This window comes from Pararhodobacter sp., from assembly GCF_036802785.1.
GTDB lineage: Bacteria > Pseudomonadota > Alphaproteobacteria > Rhodobacterales > Rhodobacteraceae > Pararhodobacter.
The window spans coordinates 1-25962 of record NZ_DAIRVN010000072.1 but is presented as its reverse complement, the minus strand read 5'-3'; the positions used below and the strand labels follow the sequence as shown (position 1 = coordinate 25962).

The following is a 25962-nucleotide window of genomic DNA, read 5'->3' as shown; positions in this document are numbered from 1 at the left end:
CCCGCCCTTCCCCCGTTCCCGCAAGTCAGAACCACCCCCCCGCGCGGGGAAACCGGGAAAAGCGAGGGCCGGATGCTTAGCCAGCACGATGTGCATCAGCGTATCGCCATGCGAAAGAAGGATTTTTCGCTTGAGCGCGCGCTCTACTGTGACCCGGGCGTCTATGCGGCCGATCTGGAGCAGATCTTTTACCGCGAATGGCTGTTCGCCGTGCCGGCCTGCGAACTGGCCAAGCCCGGCGCCTATGCCACGATGCAGGTGGGCGCCTGTCCGGTGGTGGTGATCCGCGGCAAGGACATGCGCATCCGCGCCTTCCATAATGTCTGCCGTCACCGGGGCCAGCGGCTGTGTTCCAAGGTCTCGGGCAGCACGCCCAACCTTGTCTGCCCCTATCACCAATGGACCTATGACCTTGAGGGCAAGCTGATCTTTGCCCGCGATATGGGCGTGGATTTTGACCCGGCGCGCTATGGCCTCAAGAAGGTGCATTGCGTCGATCTGGGGGGTGTTGTGTATATCTGTCTGGCCGATGTGCCGCCGCCGGTGGCCGATCTGGCGCGCACGGCGATGGCCTATCTGGCGCCCTCGGGGCTGAATGAGGCGAAGGTCGCCTTCAGCTCGACCATCATCGAGAAGGGCAACTGGAAGCTGGTGATCGAGAACAACCGCGAATGCTATCATTGCGGTGGATCGCACCCCTCGCTGTGCCGCACCTATTCGGACAATCCGCGCATGACGGGGATGCAAAGCTCCGAGGTGGCCGAAGACGGGATTCTGGCGCATTGGAAGCGCTGCGATGCGGCAGGCCTGCCCGCGCGCTTCGTCCATCACCCGGACTTTCAGTGGCGGCTGGCGCGCATTCCGCTCTTGGATAACGCCGAAAGCTTCACCATGAGCACCCGGGCCGCCGTGGCAAAGCGCATGGGGCAGATGCCGTTCAACGATGCGGGCAGTCTGCTGATGTATCACTACCCCAACACCTGGAACCATTTTCTGGCCGATCATGCGATCACCTTCCGGGTGCTGCCGATCAGCCCCACCGAGACCGAGGTGACCACCAACTGGCTGGTGCACAAGGATGCCGTCGAAGGGGTGGATTATGACCTGAAAACCCTGACCGAGGTCTGGCTGACCACCAATGACGAAGACCGGCAGGTGGTGGAAGAAAACCAGCGCGGTATCCTGTCGCCCGCCTATGAACCCGGCCCCTATTCGGTGTTGCAGGAAGAAGGCGTGATCCAGTTCATCGACTGGTATTGCGGGCTGATGGGCAGGCGGCTGGCCCCGCAACCGGCCATGGCGGCGCAGTGATGGAGGGCACGCGCCTGAACTGGGCTACAGAACCGTGGCGTGACAGCGAGATGCTGGAATGCGTGACGGTGGTGCCCGAAACCGCCGGCTGCGCCACCTTCGCTTTCCGCGCCCCCTCGGGCGCGTGGTTCGATTATCAGCCGGGGCAATTCATCACGCTGGATCTGCCGGTTCCGGGCGGCAATGTGCAGCGCACCTATACGCTGTCATCCAGCCCCTCGCGGCCCATGTCCATCTCGGTCACCGTCAAGGCGCAGGCGGACAGTGTGGGCACGCGCTGGATGCTGGACAATCTGAAGCCCGGCATGCGGCTGCGCGCCTTCGGTCCGGGCGGGATTTTCAGCTTTCTGCGTCATCCGGCGCAGAAATACCTGTTCATCTCGGCCGGGTCGGGGATCACACCGCTGATGTCGATGACCACCTGGGCATGGGATTCGGGCGGGCCGCTGGATATCGCCTTCATCCACGCCGCGCGCCGCCCCTCCGACATCATCTTCCGCGAGCGGCTGGAGCAGTTCGCCCGCCGGGTTGAAGGGTTGCAGCTGCGCTTCACCGTCAAGGAGCCTGACCCCTTCGGCATCTGGAGCGGCTATCAGGGGCGGCTGAGCCAGATCATGCTGGGGCTGATGGCGCCCGACTATCTGGAGCGCCGGGTGTTCTGCTGCGGGCCTGAGCCCTTCATGCAGATGGTGCGCGAGATGCTGATCTCCTTGGGCTATGACATGGACCAGTATCATCAGGAAAGCTTCGGCGCGCCCATCCGCACCGAGGCCGAGGCCCCGGTCATCGAGGATATCACGCCGGAAGAAGGCGCGGGTGCGCAGATCACCTTTGCCACAAGCGGCGTCACCGCGCCCTGTTCGGAAACCGATACAGTGCTGGCGGTGGCGCGGCGCGCGGGGCTGAACATCCCGTCAGGATGCACCTTTGGCCTGTGCGGCACCTGCAAGACCCGCAAGATCGCGGGCGAGGTGCATATGGTTCATAACGGCGGGATCAGCGATGACGACATCGCCGAAGGCTGGATCCTTGCCTGCTGCTCGAACCCGATGGGCAAGGTGGTGCTGGACCTGTAGCCAGCACCCCTGCCCCGCCCTTTGCAGCGCTCAGTTCCGCGCTCAGTTCAGGGCGATGGAATAGCCCAGATAGAGCGTGTTGATCCCCGGGTTATACGAATAGATCCCGGCATTCGAGCGGTGCGCGATGCCAAGCCCCAGCTCGCCGCCGCCGCGCATCTGAATGCCGACCTCAAGGCTGCTGCGGAACTCCACCACGCCGCCCAGATCGCGGCCACTGCCCTGCCGGTAAAGGCCGGGCATCAAGGCAACACGCGCGAAAAACGGTTGTTGCTGCGCGCGCAGCGTATAGGCCAGACCGCCGCCGACCCAGCCCTCGCCCCGGTTGCTGAGCGAGGCCGCGACGATCGGCTGGAAGCCGTAAAACAGCGGTGCGCCGCGCCAGCCAAGCAGCCCTTCGACCGAGCCGTTGCTGTTGGTACCCAGCGCAAAGGTCAGCGCCGGGCTTTCGGCAAGCGCCGGCGCGGCCATGAGCCCGCTTGCAAGGGCCGCCGCGCAAAGGGTTTTCCTGAATGCCGCCGTCATTGTCGCTGTCATTGCCATCTCTCCGTCAGAGCCCGAGTTTCGCGCTGACCAGCGCATTGACAGCGGCCGGATTGGCCTTGCCGCCGGTAGCCTTCATCACCTGCCCCACGAACCAACCCGCCAGCTTGGGGTTGGCGCGGGCCTTTTCAACCTGCGCCGGGTTGGCCGCGATGATCTCATCCACAGCCGCCTCGATCGCGCCGGTATCGGTGACCTGCTTCATGCCCCGCGCCTCGACAATCTGCGCCGGATCGCCGCCCTCGGTCCAGAGGATTTCGAACAGATCCTTGGCAATCTTGCCAGAAATGGTCTGATCGGCCAGCAGATCCAGCAGCCCGCCCAGTTGCGCGGCGGAAACCGGGCTGTCGGCAATGCCCAGCCCTTCCTTGTTCAGCCGCCCGAACAGCTCGTTGATCACCCAGTTGGCGGCGGTCTTGCCGTCGCGGCCCTTGGCGATGCTGTCGAAGAAGGCCGCGCTTTCCAGCTCAGCCGTCAGGACCGAGGCGTCATAATCCGTCAGGCCGTAATCGGCCATGAAACGCGCCTTCTTGGCATCGGGCAGCTCAGGCATCGAGGCCGCGATATCATCGACCCATGCCTGTTCAATCTCCAGCGGCAGCAGGTCGGGGCAAGGGAAATAGCGGTAATCATGCGCCTCTTCCTTGGAGCGCATCGAGCGGGTCTCGCCCTTGTCGGGGTCATAGAGCCGGGTTTCCTGATCGACCTTGCCGCCGTCTTCCAGCAGCGCGATCTGGCGCCGCGCCTCATAATCAATCGCCTGCTGGATGAAGCGCATGGAGTTCATGTTCTTGATCTCGCAGCGCGTGCCGAGGTGCGAAAAGTCCTGCGTTTCCTGATACTTTTCATACTGGCCCGGGCGGCAGACCGAGACATTCACATCCGCCCGCAGGCTGCCGCTTTGCATATTGCCGTCGCAGGTGCCCAGATACCGCAGGATCTGACGCAGCTTGACCACATAGGCCGCCGCCTCTTCAGGCCCACGGATATCGGGGCGCGAGACAATCTCCATCAGCGCGACGCCGGTGCGGTTGAGATCGACGAAAGACATCGTCGGGTCCATGTCATGGATCGACTTGCCCGCATCCTGCTCGACATGGATACGCTCAATGCGCACACGCCGCGCCACGCCCGCGCCCATTTCGACAATCACCTCACCCTCACCCACCAGCGGGTGGTAGAGCTGGCTGATCTGATAGCCCTGCGGCAGGTCAGGGTAGAAGTAATTCTTGCGGTCAAAGGCCGAGCGCAGATTGATCGCCGCCTTCAGCCCCAACCCGGTGCGCACCGCCTGCTCGATACAGAATTCATTGACCACTGGCAGCATGCCCGGCATGGCGGCGTCAATGAACGAGACATTTGAATTCGGCTCAGCCCCGAAAGTGGTGGAAGCCCCGGAAAAGAGTTTTGCCTGACTGGAAACCTGCGCATGGATCTCCATGCCGATGACCAGTTCCCAGTCGCCGGTGGCGCCGGACAGCACTTTCGGGCGGGGGGATTCGAAGCTGAGATCGAGCATGGTGCGGGCTCCTCACGGTATGCGGCTGCGGTTCTAGTGCGCCTTTCCCCCGGAGGGAAGCGGTTAATCGGCACAAAATGGGCGAAGAATCGCCGAAAAGGCGCGCCAGCCCGGATCACACAAACGTAAGGTCTTGCCCAAAAGCGCAGACCGGCGCAAGGGGCTGTTAACATCAACTGCCTTCGGAGCACCCTATGCGCTATGCGCTCATCGCCGCCTTTGTTCTTGCCGCCTGCCAGCCGATTGCGGCGCACCAGCCGGTCGAGGTTGCCGCCCGCTGGGATCACCGCAGCGAAGCCTCGGAGTGGAACGATGCGATGATGCAGGCGCTGATGACCCATGGCGCACCGCTGCTGGCGCTGAACCCGCGCGATGCCGCAGAGTTCTGCCCGGGCTATACCGAGGCCAGCGAAGAGGGGCGCGCGGCGTTCTGGGTTGCGTTCTTCTCGGGGCTGGCGCGGTTTGAAAGCACCTGGAACCCGCGGGCGGCGGGTGCGGGCGGGCGCTATCAGGGGTTGCTCCAGATCTCCCCCGCCACGGCGCGGCACCATGGCTGCGATCTTTCGGCACCCAACGGGCTCTATGACGGGCCAACCAATCTGAGCTGCGCGACCCGCATCGCCACGGCGGCGGTGCTGCGCGACGGCGTCGTGGCCTCGGGCAGTGGCGGTGTGGCCGCTGACTGGCCGCCGATGCGCGACGGCGCCAAACGCGCCGAAGTGGCCCGGTTCACCCGCGCGCTGCCGGTCTGTCAGGCACAGGGCCAGACCGCATCGGTGCAGGCGACAGCGGTCCGGGCAGAATAAAACCTGCCCCGCCCCGGCATAACGGTGCCAGAGGTCACTTGCTCAGCGGCGCTCTGCTGCTGCCTGCCCGAGCAAAGCCCGGGTCGATCACGGTGCTGATAAATTCATCCAGCACCACCTGCCACCATTGCAGCGTGTCATCGAAATTGGCGGCGGTCACGCCGCCTGCAAGATTCACGTCAAATTCAACCGTCGCATTCTGGTTCGCATCCAGATAGGCGGCGCCAAAGCGGCGTTCGCGGTTCCAGTCGTTCATCTGCTCAAGCGTATGCGCGCCGCCGGATTCCCACCAGGCGCGCAGTTGCAGCGAGGTGCAGTTCGCCCCCTCCGTGCAGTTCAGAAACGTGATCGAATAGACCACATCCGCCATTTCTGCGCGGATCCATGGCCCCTCACCCGGGTCATCCGGCTGGCGCTCAGCCACGCCATAGGCGCTGGCCAGTTCCACCACGCGATCGACATCGCGGCCGGTGATCATGCCACCGATCTGGGCCGCGCCCGGCTGGGGCAGGGCAAGAAGAGACATCACAAATACGAAAGCGGGAATCGTTTGACTCGGGACCATGACGGGATACCTCTGACGGGTTGCAAATGCAGGCTAGCACTGCCCGGCGGCGGCAATCAACTGCCTGCCGCGGCCCGGCCTGCTTGCAAAACTGCGCCCGTTGCCGCACAAGGCCTGAACCACCCTCAAGCCGAGATCAGGATGTACGAATACAAGGTCATTCCCGCGCCGCTGCGCACCGCCAAGCTGAAAGGGCTCAAGACCCCTGCCGAGCGCTTTGCACATATGCTGGAGGCCGCCGTCAACGCAGAGGCCACCGGAGGATGGGAGTATCTGCGCTCTGAAACCCTGCCCTGCGAAGAGCGCAAGGGCCTGACCGGCACGGCGAGAAGCTTCCAGTCGGTGCTGGTTTTCCGCCGCGCGACGGGGACGGGCGACACCACCCGCAGCGACCTGCCCTATCACGCCGTGGCCGATGATGCCGAACCCTACCTGGCCGAGGAACCCGCGCTGGACGATACGTCCGACGATAGGACGGCGGAGCCGGAGCAGGCCCCCCGCCTGAGCCTTGTCGCGACGCGCGCCGACGCGCTCCGCCCCGATGCGCCGCGCGCCGATTCCCTGCGGCCCGACGCAAGGGCTGAACCCGTCGGGCGGCAGGAGCCGGTTCTGCGCCCCGGTGCCGCGCTGCGCAGCACCCAGCCCGAGCGCGCTGAGCCCCTGTTGCGCACCCGTGCACTGGATGAAGACGGCACGCAGGGCTGACACCCGAACCGGGGCCGGGGGGCCATCCAGCCCCCCCCCCAAAGCCTTCACCAACCCGGTGCCCACTTTTTCTGCGTTTGCAAACGTCCTCTGGTCGCAAACGCTGCCGTAAAACCGGTGCCCACTTTTTCTGCGTTTGCAAACGTCCTCTGGTCGCAAACGCTGCCGTAAAACCGGTGCCCACTTTTTCTGCGTTTGCTCAGGTCAGCGTCATCCGCAGCGCGTGGATGCGCGCCACCAGATCAGCCCCAAGCGCCGCATGCACTGCCCGGTGCCGCTCAATCCGGCTGAGCCCCTTGAAATCGGGCGATTGCAGCGCGATATGGAAATGCGTCGCACCACCCTCGCGCCAGCCGGCATGGCCGCGGTGCTGCTCACTTTCATCCTCCAGCACCAGTTCATCGATGGCGAAACCCGCGCGCAGGCGGTGCTCCATTTCCTCAATCACGCGATTCTGCGCTGACATGGCTGCTCTGCCCTTTCCATTATCCTGCCGAACAAACTAAACTCCTGCGTCCGACTCGCAAGGGGCGGAAATGCGGCTTCCCGCCGGTGTGGTTTCGGGCGGGCACCAATGCAGAACAGAAAGAACAATCCGGGACGAGCGATGACAGGCAACCCTTTCAATTTCGATATCCGCGCCTCAACCGACAAGAAAAAGCGCACCAAAGGCAGGCGCGGGATGTCGGGCGCGGTCGAGACCTCGTCGCGTCAGTGCGAGCATCCGGGATGCACGCTGCCAGGGCTGTACCGGGCACCGCGCGCCCGCGATGCGCTGGATGACTATCTGTGGTTCTGCAAGGACCATGTGCGCGAATACAACCTGAAGTGGAATTTCTTCGCCGGGCAAACCGAGGAAGAGATGCTCGGCACGATGGAACGTGACCGCGTCTGGGGCCGCGCGACCGAGCCGCTGGGCACCGGCAGCAGTGCGCGCGAGGCCAAGGGCTGGGAACGCCACGGCATCAAGGACCCGTTCGAGGTGCTTGGCGACAAGGCCACACGCCGTGCGCCGGAACCGGCTACGGTGCGCCCCGGCGGCACCCCCACCCGCCGTCTGCCACCCACCGAACGCCGCGCGCTTGAAATTCTGGATGCCCGCGACACCTGGTCGCGCCCCGAGATCCGCAAGCAATACAAAAGCCTGGTCAAGGACCTGCACCCTGACCTGAACGCCGGCAACCGCGCCGATGAAGAGCGCCTGCAGGAGGTTGTCTGGGCCTGGGATCAGATCAAGGAAAGCCGCCATTTCCGCGACTGAAGGAGGGGTATCATGGCGCTTGACGGCTATATCCTGTGCGCCACACCCCGCTCTGGCAGCACGCTTCTGGGCGGGCTTCTGGCGGCAACCGGACAGGCGGGTGACCCGCATTCCTTCTTCCGCCGTGAGGATATCGCTGAATGGGCGGCGCATTGGGGCGTGGCGCAGGGCGATGCGGGCACCCCGACGGCTGAGCGCGCCTATCTGGCCGCCGCCATTGCAGCCGGGCGCGCGGGCACGCCGCTGTTCGGCCTGCGGCTGATGGCTGAGAGCCTGCCTGAACTGATCGCCCTGCTGGACCGGCTGCACCCCGGCCTGCCCTCTGACCGGGCGCGGCTGGAGGCGGGTTTCGGGCGGCTGGCCTATCTGCATCTGACCCGCGCCGATCCGCTGGCACAGGCGATCTCACGGGTGCTTGCGCAGCAAACCGGGCTCTGGCACCGCGCCCCGGACGGCAGCGAGATCGAGCGCACGGCCCCGCCCCGCCTGCCGGTCTATGACCACGCCGCGATCAACGCGGAACTGGCGCGGCTGACGCGCGATGCGGCGCAGTGGCACCACTGGTTCGCGCGCGAAGGGATCACGCCCCTGACGCTGAGCTATGAGGAACTGGCCAGCGACCCGCCGGCCACACTGGCGCGCGTCTGTCAGGCACTTGGCCTTGCCCCGCCGCCTGCCGGAACCGTGCGCCCCCGCACCGCCCGGCTGTCGGATGCGGTGAACCGTGAGTGGGCCGCGCGGTTCCGGGCCGAAGCGGGCTAAACCGGCGCCAGCTGCATCCGCCGCCGGATCATCGGGCTGAGCGCGATCATGATGATGGCAAGCGAGAACAGGCACCAGATCGCCGGAACCTCGTTCGGGTTCGAGGTCAGCAGCCCCGCCGCCACCGGCCCCGCCAGCGCATGGAACAGCACCAGCCGCCAGGCGCCATAGATCAGCGGCAACAGGAAGGCGACCACCATATAGGTCGGAAACCCCCAGCGAATGCCGAGAAACTGTTCCACCGGCACCATCAGGCCATTATAGGGCACGTCCCATGCCTGATGCCAGTCGCCGGACACCGTGCACATCTGCGCCGCACAGAGGTTCGAGCCGGGCTGGCAGCTTCCGGCCCAGGCGAAGGGGTAAAGCTGCAGGATCATGACCATGGCCGAAAGCCCGCACAGGCCGAAGACAAGGGTTTTCATGCCGGTGGAAACCCTTCGCGGGACGAGCGCCATGGCAAAGGCATTGATCACGAAGGGCTGAAAGACGATATGCAGAACCGACAGCAGGGTGATCGTCTGATTGGCGGGTGAGGCGCATTGGTCGATCACCATGTATCCGGCGAACTGCAGCGCCTCCATCAGGGTGAAATAGCTCAATGTCAGCGGGATGACCGGCGTATCGCCGCGCCTGAGCGTCACCGCCGTCGCCGCCCCGCCCAGCCCCACCATCGCCCCCGAAACCGCCATGCTCCAGCACATGCCCGCAACTCCCGTCCTCTGACTTGTCTCCGATGGCAGGCTGCCGGGTGTCCGGCCCGGGCGGCCCGCGCGCATGCTGCCCGATCGGCGGGAGCGACGCAACAGCGCTCCTGCTGCCCGCGACTTTCACCCTGAAACGGTGTCCAGTATGCCTGTGTGCCGGGCAGAAAGGGGCTTTGCCCCTCTGGGCCTTGCGGCCCATTCACCCCAGGATATTTTTGAACAGGTGAAAGGGACGCGCCGCGCCCCTGCCTTATCTGTTCGCAAATTCCCCCGGGGGGATGAGCAGCGTCACGCGGGCTTCCGGCGGAAGGCCCCGGCCGCGAACGCCCGGAGGGCGGCGGGGGCAGCACCCTCTTCCTGTTCTTCACCCGGCTTCCCCGGCCCGCATGGTCCCGGACGGGGCGCGGCACCCTGATGAGGGGGCTGCGGGCGTTTCATCGGCCCCTTGCCCTTGCACCGCCCGGCAATATGATCCATGAAACCCTCTCCGGGTGACAATCGGCCCGGGCAGACACTGGCACGGATGGCGGAGTCCCATGGCGGAAAAGATGCTCAAACCCACCGAAGAGATCTCGGTGCGCGATGTTTTCGGAATCGACTCGGATATGGTCGTCAAGGGATTTGCCGAGCGCATCGACCGCGTGCCCGACATCGACACGACCTACAAGTTCGACCATGACACCACGCTCGCCATTCTGGCAGGGTTTCAGTACAACCGCCGCGTGATGATCCAAGGCTATCACGGCACCGGGAAATCCACCCATATCGAACAGATCGCCGCGCGGCTGAACTGGCCCTCGGTGCGGGTGAACCTTGACAGCCATATCAGCCGGATCGACCTGATCGGCAAGGATGCGATCAAGCTGCGCGACGGCAAGCAGGTGACCGAATTCCACGAGGGCATCCTGCCCTGGGCATTGCGCAACCCTGTCGCCATTGTCTTTGACGAATATGACGCGGGCCGCCCGGATGTGATGTTCGTCATCCAGCGGGTGCTGGAGCATGACGGCAAGCTGACGCTGCTGGACCAGAACGAGATCATCACCCCGCATCCGTCGTTCCGGCTGTTCGCCACCGCCAATACCGTGGGTCTGGGCGACACGACCGGCCTTTACCACGGCGTGCAACAGATCAACCAGGCACAGATGGACCGCTGGTCACTGGTCGCCACGCTGAACTATCTGTCGCATGACGCCGAAGCAGCGATCGTGCTGGCCAAGAACGCGGCATTCAACACCGCCAAGGGCCGCCAGGAGATCAGCCAGATGGTGACGGTTGCCGACCTGACCCGCACCGCCTTCATGAAGGGCCAGCTTTCGACGGTCATGTCGCCGCGCACGGTGATCACCTGGGCGGAAAATGCGCGCATCTTCCGCAATATCGGCTACGCCTTCCGGCTGACTTTCCTCAACAAATGCGATGAGCTTGAGCGCCAGACGGTGGCCGAGTTCTATCAGCGCTGCTTTGGTGAGGAACTGCCCGAATCAGCCGCCAGCATGAGCATGGGGTAACCACCCCTTTCTGCCGCTTTCCGCAACCGCCCGCATCCCGGGCGGTTGTTTCTTTTGTGCCCCTCGTCAGATGACATGCGTCAGAGCAACGTCATGACCGTATAAATCGTCAAGCCTACCACGCCATAGCCGATCAGGATCACCAGACCGTCGCGCATCAGAAGCCCGGCGGCAAAGAGGCCGATGGCAACCGCCGCGATGGAGATCGCCATGGGCAGCAGCTCCATCACCGGGGTGGTGATGGCGATGGCGAGGCAGATCAGCAGTGCCACATAATTCCACGGCCGCTCCGCCAGCCAGCTCATCCGGGGCTTCATCAGCCCATCCAGCCAACCCACCGGCTTGCGCAGAAACGCCACCGCCTTGCCCATCTTCTGGCGCGACACGCCGCGCTTGGCCAGACCCTGCGGCACCCAGAGGGTATCGCGCCCCATCAGCATCTGCACCACGATCAGCCCGACGATGATACCCGTCAGCGTGGGTACGCCCGGGATGCCGGAAATGGGCGAGGCCGTGATCAGCGCGGGCACCAGCAGGATCGGCGCAAGCGAGCGGTCGCCGACCTCGTCAAGGATCTGGCCGATGGTCACATTCTCATCGTCGCCGGCCTTTTCGAGCCCGTCGAGCACATCGGTAAGCGAGGGGGTATTCTGCTGGTTCACGGCTGCGCCTTTCTGTGTGGTAGGGCGCCGGTCCGGGGCCAGCCTGCGCAGGCGGCGCAACGACGATGCGTCAGGCGGCCCTCCAGTCAACCCCTGTGGCGGGCCAAGGTTCCGCGCGATCCGCAGGCGACGCCGCGTGAGGATATGAAAAACCGGGTCATGGACACGAAAAAGGGGGGCAATTGCCCCCCTTCCCGTCTCAGCCCTGTGGCGTTCAGGCTGCCGCGCGCGCGGCCATCGTGGCGCGGGTCCACCAGTCCAGCTCGCTCAGCGTTGCGTCAGCCGAGGCGCCGATCGAACCTTCGATCTCGCTGATTTCCTTGTTCTGGCCACCCAGCGGGTGCACGGCAAAGAAGTCACCACCGCCGATATGCACGGCCGAGCGGGTCGACGCCATCTGCAGTTCAATCCCGATGGTGCGCAGATGCTCTGCCGCGCGGGTGCCGCCGACCGAGCCATAGCTGACGATGCCATAGGCCTTGCGGTTCCATTCGACATAGGCCTGATCAAGCGCGTTCTTCAGCGCGCCGGTGATCGAGCGGTTGTATTCGGGGGTCACGAAGATATAGCCGTCGAACTCGCCGACTTTCTTCTGCCATGCCACGGCGCGGCTGTCTTCGCTGGGCGCCCATGCGTTCGAGGCGACTTCGTTGAACAGCGGCAGGTCAAAATCCTGCAGATCGACCAGTTCGACATCCCAGTCGCCACGGGCGACGGCCTTGTCAAAGATCCACTGCGCGGGCTTCATGCCAAAGCGCGAGTCACGGGTAGAGCCGAGGATAATGGCGATACGGGGTTTCGTGGTCATGGTATTCTCCGTCAGGATGATTGGCGTTTCGATGCCTTGAACATCGTTGCACAGGGGCGGAATGTCAGCCCCGCAGGTGCGCACATCGCCCGTGCGAATATGCATAGCGGGCAGGATGGCGCTGTGCGAAACCCCGCGCAACGCAATGTGCCTCTTGCCCCGGCGGGGGACTGGTGCTTTATCTGGTGCATGACCCGCGCCACAGACAACCCCGCCGATCCGTTCAAAAAAGCCCTGACCGAGGCTACGCGCACGCTGGCCGACGATCCTGAGATCGCGGTCAGTTTTTCGGTTGACCCGCCGGGTATGACCGCCGACACGATGCGCCTGCCGCAGGTGACCCGCCGCATGACCCGCGACGAGGTTCTGCTGGCGCGCGGCACCGCCGATGGCTTTGCCCTGCGCAAGCGCTTTCACAACGATGCCACCCATGCCCGCTATATGCCGCAGGGCCAGATGGCGCGCGATCTCTACGAATCGATGGAGACAGCGCGCTGCGAAGCGGTGGGCGCCCGGCACATGCCCGGAACGGCCTCCAACATCGACGCGCGCATCGCCCATGACGCCGAGCGCAAGGGCTATTCCCAGATCCGCAGTCAGGCCGAGGCGCCGCTGCCCGTTGCCGCGGGCTACCTGATCCGTCAGATCGCCACCGGCCGGGAACTGCCGCGCGGTGCGGGGACGGTTGCCGATCTGTGGCGCGGCTTTGTCGAGGAACAGGCCGGGGCGACGCTGGAAACCCTTCAGGATGTGCTGGCCGATCAGGCCGCTTTCGCCCGCTTTGCCCGCAAGATGATCGAAGATCTGGGGTATGGCGATCAGCTGGGCGATGACCCCGACGATACCGGCGACGAGGAGGAGGGCAGCGACGAGGAAAGCGCCGATGCCCCCGAAAACCCTGACAGTCAGGGCGACGACAGCCAGGATCAGAATGAATCCGAGGCCGCCGAGGACGGGCCGCGTCAGGAAAGCGCCGAAACCCAGGCGATGATGGACGAAAACGCCGAAGACGAGATGTCGGAAGACACCGAAGCCCCGCAGGCCGAGGCCCCGCCCGAGCCACCTTCGCCCGCGCCATTCTCCGACGCGGACCCTAACTACGCCGTCTATATCACTGATTTCGATGAAGAAGTCACCGCCGAAGAGCTGGCCGATGCCGCCGAGCTGGAGCGCCTGCGCGCCTATCTTGACCAACAGCTTGAACCGCTCAAGGGTGCCGTCAGCCGCCTCGCCAACAAGCTGCAACGCCGCCTGCAGGCCCAGCAGAACCGCTCATGGGAGTTTGACCTTGAGGAGGGCACCCTTGATGTCGCCCGGCTTGCCCGCGTGGTCGCCAACCCCACCACGCCCCTGTCGTTCAAGGTCGAGAAAGACACCGAGTTCCGCGATACGGTGGTGACGCTGCTGCTGGACAATTCCGGCTCGATGCGCGGCAGGCCGATCTCTATCGCCGCGATCTGTGCCGATGTTCTGGCCCGCACGCTTGAGCGCTGTCAGGTCAAGGTGGAAATCCTGGGCTTCACCACCCGCGCCTGGAAGGGCGGCCAGTCGCGTGAGCGCTGGCTGGCGGATGGTCGCCAGCAGGGGCCGGGGCGGCTGAATGACCTGCGCCACATCATCTACAAAAGCGCCGATGCGCCCTGGCGGCGGGTGCGCGACAATCTGGGCCTGATGATGAAAGAGGGCCTGCTGAAGGAAAACATCGACGGCGAGGCGCTGGAATGGGCGCACCGGCGGATGCTGGGCCGGCGTGAGGCGCGCAAGATCCTGATGGTGATTTCCGATGGCGCGCCGGTGGACGATTCCACGCTGTCGGTCAATGCCGCGAACTACCTTGAGAAGCACCTGCGCGACGTGATCGGCATGATCGAGAAACGCAAGGCGGTGGAACTGCTGGCGATCGGCATCGGCCATGACGTGACGCGCTATTACGACCGCGCGGTGACGATCACCGATGTCGAACAGCTTGCGGGCGCGATGACCGAGCAGCTGGCGGCGCTGTTCGATAACGACCCGAGGGCGCGGGCGCGGGTGATGGGGATTAACGCGGCGATGGGGCGGTAGGGGCCGGGAGCCGCTGGCCTGAGCATTCGTGAAACGCCTGCTGCGGGCGGGCGGGTTGAGCCCGAAGCCGCCATTCACATCCTGATGTGTTCACGCGCCTGCGGAAGGAATATGCACCTGATGACTCTCCGAGTGGTCTGTAGTAGATTCGCGTCCTGCACTGATTAACAACCCTACAGGTTACCATGAACCGTCCCACCCCACAGAAGACCACGTCCAACAACACCCTGTTCCGCGGCGGCGACGTGTTCGTCCTGTTTGGCGAGTTGTTCGGGCGGGGATACGCCACTGGTCTGGTCGATCAGGCCCGCAAGGCCGGCATGAAGATCGTGGGGATCACAGTCGGACGGCGGGATGAGAACAACAACCTCCGCGCGCTGACGGCGGAGGAGCTTGCAGCAGCCGAGGAGAACTTGGGCGGCACCATCATCAACCAGCCCCTGATGGCGGGCTTCGATCTCGACGCGCCGGAAGGACAGCCTACGCCGACCGATCTTTTGAACAGAATGACAGTGGAGTCGTGGAAGGGTGACAAGCTCGACTGGGATCACATTGAAGCGTGCCGCCAGCGCGGCGTCACCCGGTTCAAGGACACGCTTGGCCGTGTGATGGGCACGCTGGACGGCATGATTCCGGATGGAAGGAACGTCATCTTCGCGCATACGATGGCAGGGGGTATTCCGAAGGCCAAAGCATTCCTCGTGATCGCGAACCGGATCTACAAGGGCCGCGGCGCGCGCCACATGTCCTCGCAGGACCTGATCGAGAGCGATTTGGGCAAGATGCTTCTCCAGAATTTCGATGAAGTCTCGGCGAATACGTTCCAGCACCTCATCGAGGCCAGCGCGCCGATCCGCGATCGGATCAAGGCCACGGGCGGGCAGGTCCGATATATCGCCTATGGCTATCACGGGACTGAGGTGCTGATTGGCGACGACTATCGCTGGCAGACCTACACGAACTACACCCAAGGCTATGCCAAGATGCGGCTGGAGCGTATCGCCACAGCGGCTTGGGCCGATGGCGTGAAAGCTACGGTCTTCAACTGCCCCGAAATCCGCACCAACTCCTCTGATGTGTTCGCGGGGATCGAGTTGTCGTTGCTTCCGCTTTTGCGCGCGCTGAAGAAAGAGGGCGGCGGCGCGTGGGTCGATGCCCTGTGGCAAGAATGCGAGGCGCTTCTCAAGAATGGCGTGACGCTGGACGATCTGCTTCAGAAAATCGCTGACTACCAGAACCACGAGGCGATGCAGCGCTACTACGACTTCGCATCCTGGCCACTACCCAACAGTGCCGAGCAGGCCGAACAAACCATCGGCACGTCCGCCGAGATCGTCCAGTTGCACAAGGACACCAAGGTGCTGGTCAGTGACGTTCTGAGCTACCATGTAGTGACGGCCACAGGACAGCTGATCTTTAGCGAGGCAAGCTCACCTTCTGGTCCGGTTCTCTGGCTCAACCATGATCGTGTTGCACGCAGCCTTCTTGCGAACGTGTAGGGGCGCTCGATCGCTTGCCGCCATAAACCAACGACAGCTCTGTCCGCATAGCTGCCCCCCGCCCCCCCACATTGCCATTCCCATCCCGCAATGACACTCTGCCCCGAAACCGAACACGGGGCACACCTGACCATGCTGCAATCCTTCACCGCCTCCACCCGCCCTGATCAGGGCCCGCCCCGCCTGCTGGCCCTGCGCAGGGAACTGACCGCGCGGGGGCTGGACGGGTTCATCGTGCCGCGCGCGGATGCGCATCAGGGCGAGTATGTCTCCCCACGCGATGAGCGGCTGGCATGGCTGACCGGCTTCACCGGTTCGGCGGGGTTCTGCATCGTGCTGGCGCAGGTGGCGGGGGTGTTCATTGACGGGCGCTACCGGGTGCAGGTGCGCGGCCAGATCGACCTTGGGGTCTTCACCCCGGTCAACTGGCCCGATACCAGCCCCGCCGACTGGCTGCGCGCGCAGGCACCGGAAGCGGCGGTGATCGGCTTTGATCCGTGGTTGCACACGCCCGATGAAATCACCCGCCTGCGCGCGGGGCTTGAGGGGTCAGCCATCACCCTGACGCCGCTCACCGACAACCCCGTTGACGCCATCTGGCCTGACCAGCCCGCCCCGCCCCGGGGCAAGGTCCGCGCCCATCCGCTGGCGCTGGCGGGGCGCTCTTCCGGCGAGAAGCGCCGCGCACTGGCCGCTGATCTGCGCGCGCAGGGCGTGTCTGCCGTGGCGCTGACGCTGCCTGACAGCATCTCGTGGCTGCTCAACATCCGCGGCAGCGATATCGCCCGCAACCCGGTGGTGCAGGCTTTCGCCCTGCTGCATGACGATGCGCGGCTGGATCTGTTCATTGACCGCGCCAAGCTGGGCGATCTGGCGCTGGACGGCGATGTCACGCTGCACGCGCCCGAGGGTTATGAAGCCGCCCTGCGCGCGCAGAACGGGCGCGTTCAGTTCGACCCGGCCACCGCGCCCCTTGCCGTGGCCGGGGCGCTGACGCAGGGCGCGCCGGGCGCCGACCCCTGCCTGATGCCCAAGGCCTGCAAGACGGCGGCCGAGCTGGAGGGCATGCGCGCGGCGCACCGGCGCGACGGGGCGGCAATGGTTGAATTCCTCGCCTGGTATGACAGCGCGCCGCTGGGCGATCTGACCGAGATCGACATCGCCAGAAAGCTGGAGGACATGCGCCACGCCACCGGCGAACTGCTGGATCTGAGCTTTGAAACCATCTCGTCCACCGGGCCGAATGCGGCGATCGTCCATTACCGCGTGACCGGCGAAAGCAACCGCCGGCTGCGCGACGGCGATCTGTTCTTGCTGGATTCGGGCGGGCAATACCCGGACGGCACCACCGATATCACCCGCACGCTGCCGGTGGGAACAGTCGCGCCTGAGCGGCGCGCGGCTTATACACGGGTGCTGCAGGGAATGATCGCGATGTCGCGCGCGCGCTTCCCGCACGGGGTGGCCGGGGCGCATCTGGATGCGCTGGCGCGCTATCCGCTGTGGCTGGCGGGGCAGGATTATGACCACGGCACCGGGCATGGCGTGGGTGCGGCGCTGTCGGTGCATGAAGGGCCAGTGCGGCTGTCGCGCCTCTCGACCCTGCCGCTGGCCGAAGGGATGATCCTGTCGAATGAGCCGGGCTATTACCGCGAGGGGGAGTTTGGCATCCGCATCGAAAACCTGATCGCGGTGCGCCCCGCCCCCGATATGGGCGAAGGGCGCGCGATGCTCGAATTCGAGACGCTCACGCTCGCCCCCATCGACACCCGTCTGATCGAGCCCGCGCTGCTCAGCCCCCTCGAAACAACATGGCTGAACGCCTATCATGCCCGGGTTCTGGCCGAGATCGGCCCGCTGGTGGCGGACAACACCCGCATATGGCTCGCGCGCGCCTGCGCCCCGCTCTGAGGCGCGCCCTTTTCCCTTTCATCTGTTCAAAAATATCCCGGGGGTGCGGGGGCAGCGCCCCCGCTCCGCCCTCACAACCAGCGGTGAATGGGCAGATGGCCCACCACGAAGGACACCAGACGGCGGCTCAGCGTGCTGTCAGGCTCGATGGTCAGCGGGGTTCCCTCCCCCCGCCGCCAGACCACCCATTTGCCGTCAAGCGCCAGTTCAAACGCCTGATCGGGCAGGATGGCGCGGTCAAAGCGGTCAGCCAGTTCGCTCAGCAGCGCGGGGTCATCAAAGATGATCCCCATCTCGGTATTGAGAAAGGCCGAGCGCAGATCAAAGTTGAACGAGCCCGCAAAGCCCAGCGCGTCATCGATGGTCATCGCCTTGCCGTGCAGCATTTCGCGCGGCTGAACCGGCCAGGGGCCCTTGCCCGGTCGCGCGGCGAATTCATGCAGTTGAACCCCCGCCGCCAGAAGGCCCTTGCGATACCAGCGGTAGGCGCCGTGCACCACCACATGGTCATTCACCGCCAGCGCGTTGGTAATCACCTCGACACGCACACCGCGCGCGGCAAGCCCGGTCAGCGCGGCCATTCCGTCGGCGCCGGGCACCAGATAGGGGGTCATGATGCGCAGACGACGGGTGGCTTCGGCCAGCCGGGGCATCAGCTCTTCCGGCAGCCAGTCATAGTGGCCGTTGCCCAGCGCCTTTTGCGGCGGATCGGCGATCAGCGCGGTGGCAGCGGACCAGTGCAGCGCATCGAGGGGCGGCAGCGGCGGGGCGGGTTCGCCGTCGCCCAGGCTGCTGGCGGGCAAGGCGCCCACCCCGCTCCAGCCACGGGTGCGCAGCGCGATGGCGACACGGTCCAGATAGTCGCGCACCGCCTCACCCTGCCGGTCGCGCGCCAGCCTTGCGCGCAGCCGCGACAGGCTGGTGCGCCGCTTGTGCCAGAGCGCCTGAATCGGCAGCGCCATCCCGTCATTCCAGAAGGCATCAAACACCCCGGCGGCCTTGTCCACCACCGTCCCGGCGAGCAGCATGTCGATATCATCGTTATTGCGCCGCCGCCCGCTGCCCGCGCCGAAATAGACATCACCCACATTGCGACCGCCGATCACCGCCAGCCTGCCATCCACGATCCATGTCTTGCCATGCATGCGCCGGTTGTAGCGCACCATGTTGAAGAACAGCTCGATCCCGCGCCGGATGGTGCGTTCGCGGCGGCGGATGGGGTTGAACAGGCGCACCTCCACCCCCGGGTGCCTGTCCAGCGCCAGATAGAGCGGGTCGCGGCCCAGCACGTTCACATCATCCAGCAGCATCCGCACCCGCACCCCGCGGTCGGCGGCATCGAGCAGCGCCTGCGCCAGAAGCCGCCCGGTCAGATCGTCGGACCAGATGTAATACTGCACATCGACGCTGCGCAGGGCCAGCGCGGTCAGGTTGCGGCGCAGGGCAAAGGCTTCGTGCGGATTGAAGACGAACATTGCCCCGCTCTCGCCCGGATGCGCGTCTTCGCGCGGGGCAAGCAGCCGGTCAAGCGGCGCCTCCTGCCCCGGGGGCAGCGACCGGGCGGGTTGGCCGACAGCGCGGCGCGCGAAGCGGCCATAGGACCACAGCGCCAGAACCGAGCCCAGGACGACCAGCACCACCAGCCCGCCGATCCAGAGCAATGCCTCTATCATGGCATGAACCGCAGGCGGGCCTTGATCGGAAGGTGGTCTGAGGCCTGTTTCGCCAGCGGCGAGTTATGCGGCTCGATCGCGGTCAGTTCGGCGCGGTTGCAGGTGATGATCCGGTCAAGTGGCAGAACCGGCATCCGGGCGGGAAAGCTGGCCACCGTCAATGACGAGCGTTTGACCGCCCTCAGTCCCTTGCGCAGCGGCATCAGCGAGCAGCTTGCACCCAGCCGCCATTCGTTCAGATCGCCCATCACCAGCGTGGGCCGCCCTTCGGCCCCGTCAATCTCTTCGGCCAGACGGGCGGCCTGCAGCAGCCGGGACTGGTGCAGAAGCCCCAGATGCGCCGCGATCACCCGCAGCGGGTGGCCCGCTACCTTCAGGTCCGCCACGATGGCGCCGCGCGCCTCAAGCCCCGGCAGTGTGATGGCGCGCACCTCCTCGACCTCGGCATTGCGGAACAGCAGCAGGTTGCCGTGCCAGCCATGCGACAGCCGCCCCAGCCGCCCGTCCAGCGGCACCGCCGACAGCCCGGTAACCTCGGTCAGCATGCCAAGGTCCAGCACGCCCTTGCGGTCGCCAAAGCGCCTGTCCACCTCCTGCAGGGCGACGATATCGCCACCGATCTCGCGGATCACCTGAATGATCCGCTCAGGATCACGGCGCATATCCGCGCCCACCCCCTTGTGGACGTTATACGATCCGACCAGAAGGTCAGACGGCAAGGGCGGGGTGGTCGGTACGGTCGGTGTGGTCATCAGCGGCGGCAGGTTCCTGAAACGGGGCGTTTCCGTTCATATGGGGTGACGGGGGGCGCAGGGCAACGTTTATCCGGCTTCGGGCCTGACAACGGGGCGTTCATACTCGCTCACGTCATTGGCAAGCAGCACCGCGAAGGGCCTGCCCTGCGGGAAGCTGGCAAGGATGATCGCCAGTGTCGAGGTCATCGGCACCGCCAGAATTGCCCCCGCCACACCCCAGAGCGTGGTCCAGAACGACAGCGCAGCCACCACCACGAAAGGGGACATGTTCACCCGCCCGCCGATCATGCGCGGTTCAAGCCAGTTGCCGACCCACATGTTGACCGCCGTCAGGCAGGCCGCCACGCCCAGCGCCATCTGGATCGAGCCGAACTGCACCATGGCCATCAGCACCGGAAAGGCCACCGCGATCAGCGAGCCGAAATAGGGGATGTAATTGAGAATGCCGATCATCAGCGCCCAGAACAGCGCATGATCCACTCCGAAAAGCGACAGCACCACCCAGGACAGCGAACCGACCACCACGTTGATCAGCGTCTTGACCGCAAGGTAATCGCCGATCCGCGCGTTGATCGCCTCGATCATACCCTGGGTGCGCAGAGCCTGTTCGCGGTCCGGAACGGCGACCGCCAGCTTGCGCGAAAAGCCCGTGGCCTCGGCGGCAAGGAACACGGCATAGACCACTGCCAGCACCAGCACCCCCACCATGGAGCCAACAGAACCCGCAAGCCCGCCGATGAACGCCGTCATATCGACGCGGCCAAAGACCACCTCGGAAATGGCGTTCCAGTCAGGGTTCTCCTCAAGTCCGAAAAGGCCGAAGCCCTGCGCGATCATCCGCTCGATATTGGCCTGATAGGCCGGGCCCAGCGCCACAAGGTCGCGCGCGGTGACAATCACCACCCAGTTGAGCGCGGCAAGGATGCCGATGAAGGCAAGGCCCAGCAACACCTTGCGCAGAAATTCCGGCAGGCGGCGGGTAACCGGCCAGCGCGCCATCGCCCGCGAGGAGGTGGCGATCACATAGACCGACATCACCGCGATCATGATCGGTATCAGCAAGCTTTTTCCCACCATGAGCAGCCAGCCCACCATGATCGCCAGAAAGACAGACAGGGTCAGCGTGGTCAGCGACGAGCGGGTATCGGTCACGGCGGGCATGGCGGTCTTCCGGTTGGGCAGGCTGTATCCTAGCAGCAATCCGGCGGCGCACCAGTGGCCGTGTCGCTGCGCTTGACAGCCCCCGGGTGCGGGGCTACCGAGCGGTTTTGCAGGGGCGGAGCAGGGCATGGTGCAGCGGCGGCAAGGGACAGCGGACAGGCGGCCCCTGCCCCTTGCGACATGCGCGCTTTATGCCGTCACGCAGGTTCTGGCGCATCTGATCCTGCCGCTGGCCCCGTTTCTGGTGCTGCCCCGCGCCCGGCGCGAGCCTGATTTCCTGCGCCACCTGTCGCATCGCATCGGCCTTGGCCCCACCGGCGGGGGCGGCGCGGTCTGGGTCTTTGCGGCCTCGCTGGGCGAGATGCGCGCGGCCAGCCCGCTGATTGAACGGCTGCGCGCGGCGGGCCATCCGGTGATCCTGAGCTATCAGACCCCCGCTGGCCTGAACGCCGGGCGCGCGCTTTTCGCCGCTGATGCGGGCATCACCCATCGCTATGTGCCCCTTGATCTGTTCTGGGCGTTGCGCCTTTTCCTGCGCCGCGCCCGCCCGGCGATGCTGATCGTGCTGGAGGTGGAGATCTGGCCCGCCATGCTGATCGAGAGCGCGCGCGCCGGGGTGCCACTGGTGCTGGCCAATGGCAATCTGGTGCAGCGGGTGCCGGGCGCGCGGCGGGGCTGGATGAAGCGGCAGGTGCTGCGGCTTTACGGCCTCTTTGACCATATCTTCACCCGCACCGAGGCTTTCGCCGCGCGCTACGCGGACATCGGCGTTGATCCGGCGCGGATTTCGGTGGTGGGGGAGCTGAAATATGACCAGCGCATAGACCCCGAAGACCCGGCACTGGGGCAGGCCCTGCGGGCACGCTGGGCGGGGGAAGCGAACGGGCGGGTGCTGATGCTGGCGTCCAGCGTGCAGGATGAGGAACCGGCGCTGCTGGCCATGGTGGCCGGGCTGCTGACTGCCGACCCTGACCTGCGGGTGCTGTGGGTGCCCCGCAGCCCGCAGCGCTTTGACGCGGTGGCGCAGGCGCTGACGGCGCAGGGCCTGCCGGTGCTGCGCCGCTCCGCACTGGGGCCGGATATGGCGGGCGCCCTGCCCGATGGCATCCGGGTGATGGTGGGCGACAGCCTTGGCGAGATGAACCGCTATTACGCCATGGCCGATCTGGTGTTCGTGGGGGCCTCGCTGGGCAGGCAGGGCGGGCATAACATCATGGAGCCGATGGCGCTTGGCAAGCCGGTGGTCATGGGCCCCTCCATCTGGGGGATCGCCTTTGACGCCGAACCCGCCGCGCGCGCCGGTGCCTTTGAAAGCCTGCCTGACGCCGCCGCGCTTGAGGCACGCATCAAAGCCCTGATGGCCGACCCGGCCACGCTGGCCGCCATGGCCGGGCGTGCGCGCGCCTTTGCCACGGCCCGCACGGGCGCAAGCGCGCGCACCATGGACGGGCTGGCCCCGCTGCTGACGCGCAGCCCTGCTCCCGCAACCATCCGCTGAGCGCGCGCCCCTCGCTATTGAAACCGCGCGGCGCATCGGGGATACAGGTGCGACACTTCCGGCCCTTGTCCGGGCCATGCGCAACACGGCCGACGCCCCGCTTCAGCCCCGCGCAGGCCGGGACAGGGCGCAATCCGTTTCGGGGACATCAGATTGATGCTGCAGAATTCCACCCTTCTTGTCACCGGCGGCACCGGCTCGTTCGGGCATGCCTTTGTGCCCATGACACTGGAGCGCTACAATCCGCGCAAGCTGATCATCCTCAGCCGCGACGAGATGAAGCAATGGGAAATGGCCAAGCTTTTCGGCGGCGATGACCGGGTGCGCTTTTTCATCGGCGATGTGCGCGACCGTGACCGCCTGTACCGCGCCTTTCGCGGGGTGGATTATGTGATCCACGCGGCGGCCACCAAGATTGTACCGACCGCCGAATACAACCCCTTTGAATGCGTCAAGACCAATGTCAACGGCGCGATGAATGTCATTGACGCGGCGATTGACTGCGGCGTCAAGCGGGTGGTGGCGCTGTCCACCGACAAGGCCTCCAGCCCGATCAACCTTTACGGTGCCACGAAGCTGGCCTCGGACAAGCTGTTCGTGGCCTCCAATTCCTATGGCGGTGAGCATGGCACGCGGTTTTCCGTGGTGCGCTATGGCAATGTCATGGGCTCTCGCGGGTCGGTCATTCCGTTCTTTGCCAGCCAGCGCGACAAGGGGGTGCTGCCGATCACCGACAGCCGCATGACCCGCTTCATGATCTCGCTCGAACAGGGCGTTGAACTGGTCTGGCATGCGCTGGAGGACATGGAGGGTGGCGAGGTCTATGTGCGCAAGATCCCCTCGATGAAGGTCACCGACATCGCCCGCGTGGTGGCGCCTGAGGCGACGCACGAGATTATCGGCATCCGCCCCGGCGAGAAGCTGCACGAGCAGATGATCGGGCCAGAGGATGCGCCGCATACCTATGAATATGCGGACCATTTCAAGATATTGCCCGCCATTCACAACTGGTCTTCCAGCCCCGGGCGGATCAAGGATGGCAAGCGCGTGCCGGATGGCTTCACCTATGCCTCCGATACCAACCCCGAATGGATGGAACCGCAGGCGCTGGCAGGCTGGATCACTGCCAATGCCGGAAAGATCGGCGTGTTATGAGCGGGTTCATCCCCTATGGCCGTCAGGCGATCAGTGACGCGGATATCGCGGCGGTCGAGGCCGTTCTGCGCTCGGACTACCTGACGCAGGGGCCGGCGGTGCCGCGCTTTGAGGGGGCGGTGGCAGCGCTGACGGGGGCCGCGCATGGCGTCGCGGTCAACAGCGCCACCTCGGCGCTGCATGTGGCCTGTATGGCGCTGGATCTGGGGCCGGGGGATGTGCTGTGGACGGTGCCGACAACCTTTGTCGCCTCGGCCAATTGCGGGCTTTACTGCGGCGCGACGGTGGATTTCGTCGATATCGACCCGGTGACATGGCTGATGTGCCCGCGCGCGCTGGCCGAAAAGCTGGCAGCGGCCAAGGAGGAAGGGCGCCTGCCCAAGGTGCTGGTGCCGGTCCATCTGCAGGGTGAGCCGTGCGATATGGCCGCCATCGGCGCTTTGGCGCGTGAATACGGCGTGCGGGTGATCGAGGATGCGAGCCATGCAATCGGTGCTGTGCAGGCGGGCCAGAAGGTGGGGGCCTGCACCCATAGCGATATCTGCGTGTTCAGCTTTCACCCGGTCAAGATTGTCACCACAGCCGAGGGCGGGCTGGCCACCACCAATGACCCTGTTCTTGCCCGGCGGATGGAACTGGCGCGCAGCCATGGCATCACCCGTGAGCCCGCCGAGATGACACAGGCGCCGGACGGGGCGTGGTACTACGAGCAGATCGCACTTGGCTATAACTACCGCATGACCGAGATGCAGGCGGCGCTGGGTCTGAGCCAGCTTGACCGGCTGGAAGCGTTCGTTGAGCGCAGGCAGGCGCTGGCGGCGCGCTATGACCGCTTGCTCAAGGGCCTGCCCGTCACCCTGCCCCGGCGCGCGGCTGACAACCGCTCGGCTTTGCATCTCTATGTCGTGCGGGTGCCCGCCGACCGCCACCGCGGCACGTTCGATGCGATGCGCGCCGCCGGGATCGGCGTGAACCTGCATTACATCCCCGTCCATCTGCAACCCTTCTACCGGGCGATGGGCTTTGCCCCCGGCGATTTCCCGCAATCGGAGACCTATTACCGCGAAGCGATCAGCCTGCCGCTTTACCCCGGCCTGAGCGAGGCAGATCAGGACCGGGTGGTCGCCACGCTGAAAGCGGCGCTGGCGGCATGAGCGTCTGTGTCATCCCCGCGCGTGGCGGCTCCAAGCGCATACCGCGCAAGAACATCGCCGCGTTCCATGGCCGCCCGATGATCGGCTGGTCAATCGCGGCGGCGCTGGCATCGGGGGTGTTCGCGCGGGTGGTGGTTTCCACCGATGATGATGAGATCGCCGGTATCGCCCGCGCCGAGGGGGCCGAGGTGCCCTTCCTGCGCCCCGAAGCGCTGGCCGATGACCACACCGCCACCGCCCCGGTGATTGCCCATGCCGCGCAGGCGCTGGGGCTGACTGACAACACGCCGGTCTGTTGCCTATACGCCACCGCGCCGATGGTACGGGCCGACGACCTGCGCTCGGGCCATGCGCGGCTGATGGAAGCCGGCGTCGATTTCGTGATGGCAATCACCAGCTTTCCCTTCCCCATCCAGCGCGCCCTGCGCCATGACCCGGCCACCGGGCGCGTCGCCTTCATGCAGCCGGAACACCGCAACACGCGCAGTCAGGACCTTGAAGAGGCCTGGCATGATGCCGGGCAGTTCTACTGGGCGCGGGCCGGGCATTGGGCGGAAGGCGCGCCTTTCGGTCCCGGCTCGGTGGGGCTGGCGCTGCCGCGCCACCGCGTGCAGGATATCGACACGCCCGAGGACTGGGCGCGCGCCGAGGCCCTTTTTGCGCTGTCGCCGCCATGACCCTGCGGGTTGCCTTTCGCGCCGATGCCTCGGTCGAGATCGGCTCGGGCCATGTGATGCGCTGCCTGACGCTGGCCGGGGCGCTGCGGGTGCAAGGGGCTGACTGCCGGTTCATCACCCGCGCGCTGCCGGGCAATCTGATCGCGCGGATCGGGGCTGAGGGTTACCCCGTCACCACC

General features: G+C 65.5%; 24 protein-coding genes and 1 pseudogene. 15 read left to right on the top strand and 10 right to left on the bottom strand.

Annotation, left to right across the window (positions count from 1 at the left end; all coding sequences use genetic code 11):
• Window positions 1–72: 72 nt before the first annotated feature.
• Together V7Q53_RS19015 and V7Q53_RS19010 are read left to right on the top strand one after the other, a co-directional pair.
• Window positions 73–1311, top strand: coding sequence for an aromatic ring-hydroxylating oxygenase subunit alpha (locus V7Q53_RS19015; protein WP_333830365.1), 1239 nt, complete (start codon window positions 73–75; stop codon window positions 1309–1311).
• Window positions 1311–2387 (top strand): hybrid-cluster NAD(P)-dependent oxidoreductase, encoded by a 1077-nt coding sequence (locus V7Q53_RS19010; RefSeq protein ID WP_333830363.1) that lies wholly within the window; start codon window positions 1311–1313, stop codon window positions 2385–2387. Before V7Q53_RS19015 ends, V7Q53_RS19010 begins: the two co-directional genes overlap by 1 nt.
• Window positions 2388–2429: 42 nt before the next feature.
• Here V7Q53_RS19010 and V7Q53_RS19005 read toward each other — a convergent pair whose 3' ends face one another.
• Both V7Q53_RS19005 and gatB read right to left on the bottom strand, forming a co-directional pair.
• A complete protein-coding gene (locus tag V7Q53_RS19005) occupies window positions 2430–2924 on the bottom strand; it encodes an acyloxyacyl hydrolase (protein ID WP_333830362.1) in 495 nt (164 codons plus the stop codon).
• 13 nt (window positions 2925–2937) lie between these two features.
• A complete protein-coding gene (gene gatB / locus V7Q53_RS19000) occupies window positions 2938–4449 on the bottom strand; it encodes an Asp-tRNA(Asn)/Glu-tRNA(Gln) amidotransferase subunit GatB (RefSeq protein WP_333830361.1) in 1512 nt (503 codons plus the stop codon).
• Between the two features lie 194 nt (window positions 4450–4643).
• Between gatB and V7Q53_RS18995 the strand changes: the two genes are divergently transcribed.
• Window positions 4644–5255 (top strand): transglycosylase SLT domain-containing protein, encoded by a 612-nt coding sequence (locus V7Q53_RS18995; RefSeq protein ID WP_333830359.1) that lies wholly within the window; start codon window positions 4644–4646, stop codon window positions 5253–5255.
• A gap of 34 nt (window positions 5256–5289) precedes the next feature.
• Here the strand turns inward: V7Q53_RS18995 and V7Q53_RS18990 are convergent, their stop codons facing one another.
• Window positions 5290–5781 carry a YbjN domain-containing protein gene (locus tag V7Q53_RS18990; RefSeq protein WP_333830358.1) on the bottom strand — a complete coding sequence of 164 codons (492 nt, stop codon included), beginning with the start codon at window positions 5779–5781 and terminating at the stop codon, window positions 5290–5292.
• A 180-nt stretch (window positions 5782–5961) separates the two neighbouring features.
• Between V7Q53_RS18990 and V7Q53_RS18985 the strand changes: the two genes are divergently transcribed.
• On the top strand, window positions 5962–6525 hold the full coding sequence (locus V7Q53_RS18985) for a DUF4177 domain-containing protein (protein WP_333830357.1): 564 nt from the start codon (window positions 5962–5964) through the stop codon (window positions 6523–6525).
• A 199-nt stretch (window positions 6526–6724) separates the two neighbouring features.
• Here V7Q53_RS18985 and V7Q53_RS18980 read toward each other — a convergent pair whose 3' ends face one another.
• A complete protein-coding gene (locus tag V7Q53_RS18980) occupies window positions 6725–6991 on the bottom strand; it encodes a BolA family protein (protein WP_333830356.1) in 267 nt (88 codons plus the stop codon).
• Window positions 6992–7132: 141 nt separating this feature from the next.
• On the opposite strand from V7Q53_RS18980, the gene V7Q53_RS18975 reads away from it, so the two are divergent.
• Together V7Q53_RS18975 and V7Q53_RS18970 are read left to right on the top strand one after the other, a co-directional pair.
• Window positions 7133–7786, top strand: coding sequence for a J domain-containing protein (locus V7Q53_RS18975; protein WP_333830355.1), 654 nt, complete (start codon window positions 7133–7135; stop codon window positions 7784–7786).
• 12 nt (window positions 7787–7798) lie between these two features.
• A complete protein-coding gene (locus V7Q53_RS18970; protein ID WP_333830354.1) occupies window positions 7799–8548 on the top strand; it encodes a Stf0 family sulfotransferase in 750 nt (249 codons plus the stop codon).
• Here V7Q53_RS18970 and V7Q53_RS18965 read toward each other — a convergent pair.
• Window positions 8545–9252, bottom strand: coding sequence for a DUF5765 domain-containing protein (locus tag V7Q53_RS18965; protein ID WP_333830353.1), 708 nt, complete (start codon window positions 9250–9252; stop codon window positions 8545–8547). The genes V7Q53_RS18970 and V7Q53_RS18965 overlap by 4 nt on opposite strands.
• 539 nt (window positions 9253–9791) lie before the next feature.
• Between V7Q53_RS18965 and cobS the strand changes: the two genes are divergently transcribed.
• Window positions 9792–10766, top strand: a complete 975-nt coding sequence (gene cobS / locus V7Q53_RS18960) for a cobaltochelatase subunit CobS (RefSeq protein WP_333830352.1) — start codon at window positions 9792–9794, stop codon at window positions 10764–10766.
• A gap of 80 nt (window positions 10767–10846) precedes the next feature.
• Here cobS and V7Q53_RS18955 read toward each other — a convergent pair whose 3' ends face one another.
• On the bottom strand, window positions 10847–11428 hold the full coding sequence (locus V7Q53_RS18955; protein WP_333830351.1) for an exopolysaccharide biosynthesis protein: 582 nt from the start codon (window positions 11426–11428) through the stop codon (window positions 10847–10849).
• 214 nt (window positions 11429–11642) lie between these two features.
• Window positions 11643–12236: an NADPH-dependent FMN reductase gene (locus V7Q53_RS18950; RefSeq protein WP_333830350.1), complete on the bottom strand. Its 594-nt coding sequence runs from the start codon at window positions 12234–12236 to the stop codon at window positions 11643–11645.
• Window positions 12237–12425: 189 nt separating this feature from the next.
• On the opposite strand from V7Q53_RS18950, the gene cobT reads away from it, so the two are divergent.
• The 3 genes from cobT (at window position 12426) to V7Q53_RS18935 (ending at window position 17710) form a co-directional block, all read left to right on the top strand.
• Window positions 12426–14300 (top strand): cobaltochelatase subunit CobT, encoded by a 1875-nt coding sequence (gene cobT, locus V7Q53_RS18945; RefSeq protein ID WP_333830349.1) that lies wholly within the window; start codon window positions 12426–12428, stop codon window positions 14298–14300.
• Window positions 14301–14485: 185 nt separating this feature from the next.
• Window positions 14486–15799, top strand: a complete 1314-nt coding sequence (locus V7Q53_RS18940) for an enoyl ACP reductase FabMG family protein (RefSeq protein WP_333830348.1) — start codon at window positions 14486–14488, stop codon at window positions 15797–15799.
• 132 nt (window positions 15800–15931) lie between these two features.
• Complete coding sequence (locus V7Q53_RS18935; RefSeq protein WP_333830364.1) at window positions 15932–17710, top strand: aminopeptidase P family protein; 1779 nt, start codon at window positions 15932–15934, stop codon at window positions 17708–17710.
• A gap of 71 nt (window positions 17711–17781) precedes the next feature.
• Here V7Q53_RS18935 and V7Q53_RS18930 read toward each other — a convergent pair whose 3' ends face one another.
• The 3 genes from V7Q53_RS18930 to V7Q53_RS18920 form a co-directional block, all read right to left on the bottom strand.
• On the bottom strand, window positions 17782–19383 hold the full coding sequence (locus V7Q53_RS18930; protein WP_333830347.1) for a phospholipase D family protein: 1602 nt from the start codon (window positions 19381–19383) through the stop codon (window positions 17782–17784).
• The gene (locus V7Q53_RS18925) at window positions 19380–20135 is read right to left on the bottom strand and encodes an endonuclease/exonuclease/phosphatase family protein (RefSeq protein ID WP_333830346.1); all 756 of its coding nucleotides are present in this window, start codon (window positions 20133–20135) and stop codon (window positions 19380–19382) included. The genes V7Q53_RS18930 and V7Q53_RS18925 overlap by 4 nt, the downstream gene beginning before the upstream one ends.
• A gap of 69 nt (window positions 20136–20204) precedes the next feature.
• A complete protein-coding gene (locus V7Q53_RS18920; RefSeq protein ID WP_333830344.1) occupies window positions 20205–21299 on the bottom strand; it encodes an AI-2E family transporter in 1095 nt (364 codons plus the stop codon).
• A 127-nt stretch (window positions 21300–21426) separates the two neighbouring features.
• Between V7Q53_RS18920 and V7Q53_RS18915 the strand changes: the two genes are divergently transcribed.
• From V7Q53_RS18915 to V7Q53_RS18895, 5 genes and pseudogenes are all read left to right on the top strand, one after another.
• Entirely contained in the window at window positions 21427–22797 is a 1371-nt protein-coding gene (locus V7Q53_RS18915) for a 3-deoxy-D-manno-octulosonic acid transferase (protein WP_333830343.1), read from the top strand.
• 156 nt (window positions 22798–22953) lie between these two features.
• Complete coding sequence (gene pseB / locus V7Q53_RS18910; protein WP_333830341.1) at window positions 22954–23952, top strand: UDP-N-acetylglucosamine 4,6-dehydratase (inverting); 999 nt, start codon at window positions 22954–22956, stop codon at window positions 23950–23952.
• Window positions 23949–25106 (top strand): UDP-4-amino-4,6-dideoxy-N-acetyl-beta-L-altrosamine transaminase, encoded by a 1158-nt coding sequence (gene pseC / locus V7Q53_RS18905; RefSeq protein ID WP_333830339.1) that lies wholly within the window; start codon window positions 23949–23951, stop codon window positions 25104–25106. Before pseB ends, pseC begins: the two co-directional genes overlap by 4 nt.
• Window positions 25103–25783 (top strand): pseudaminic acid cytidylyltransferase, encoded by a 681-nt coding sequence (gene pseF / locus V7Q53_RS18900; protein WP_333830338.1) that lies wholly within the window; start codon window positions 25103–25105, stop codon window positions 25781–25783. The genes pseC and pseF overlap by 4 nt, the downstream gene beginning before the upstream one ends.
• Window positions 25780–25962, top strand: a pseudogene (locus V7Q53_RS18895) (UDP-2,4-diacetamido-2,4,6-trideoxy-beta-L-altropyranose hydrolase); the annotation flags it as partial. The gene pseF and the pseudogene V7Q53_RS18895, both read left to right, overlap by 4 nt.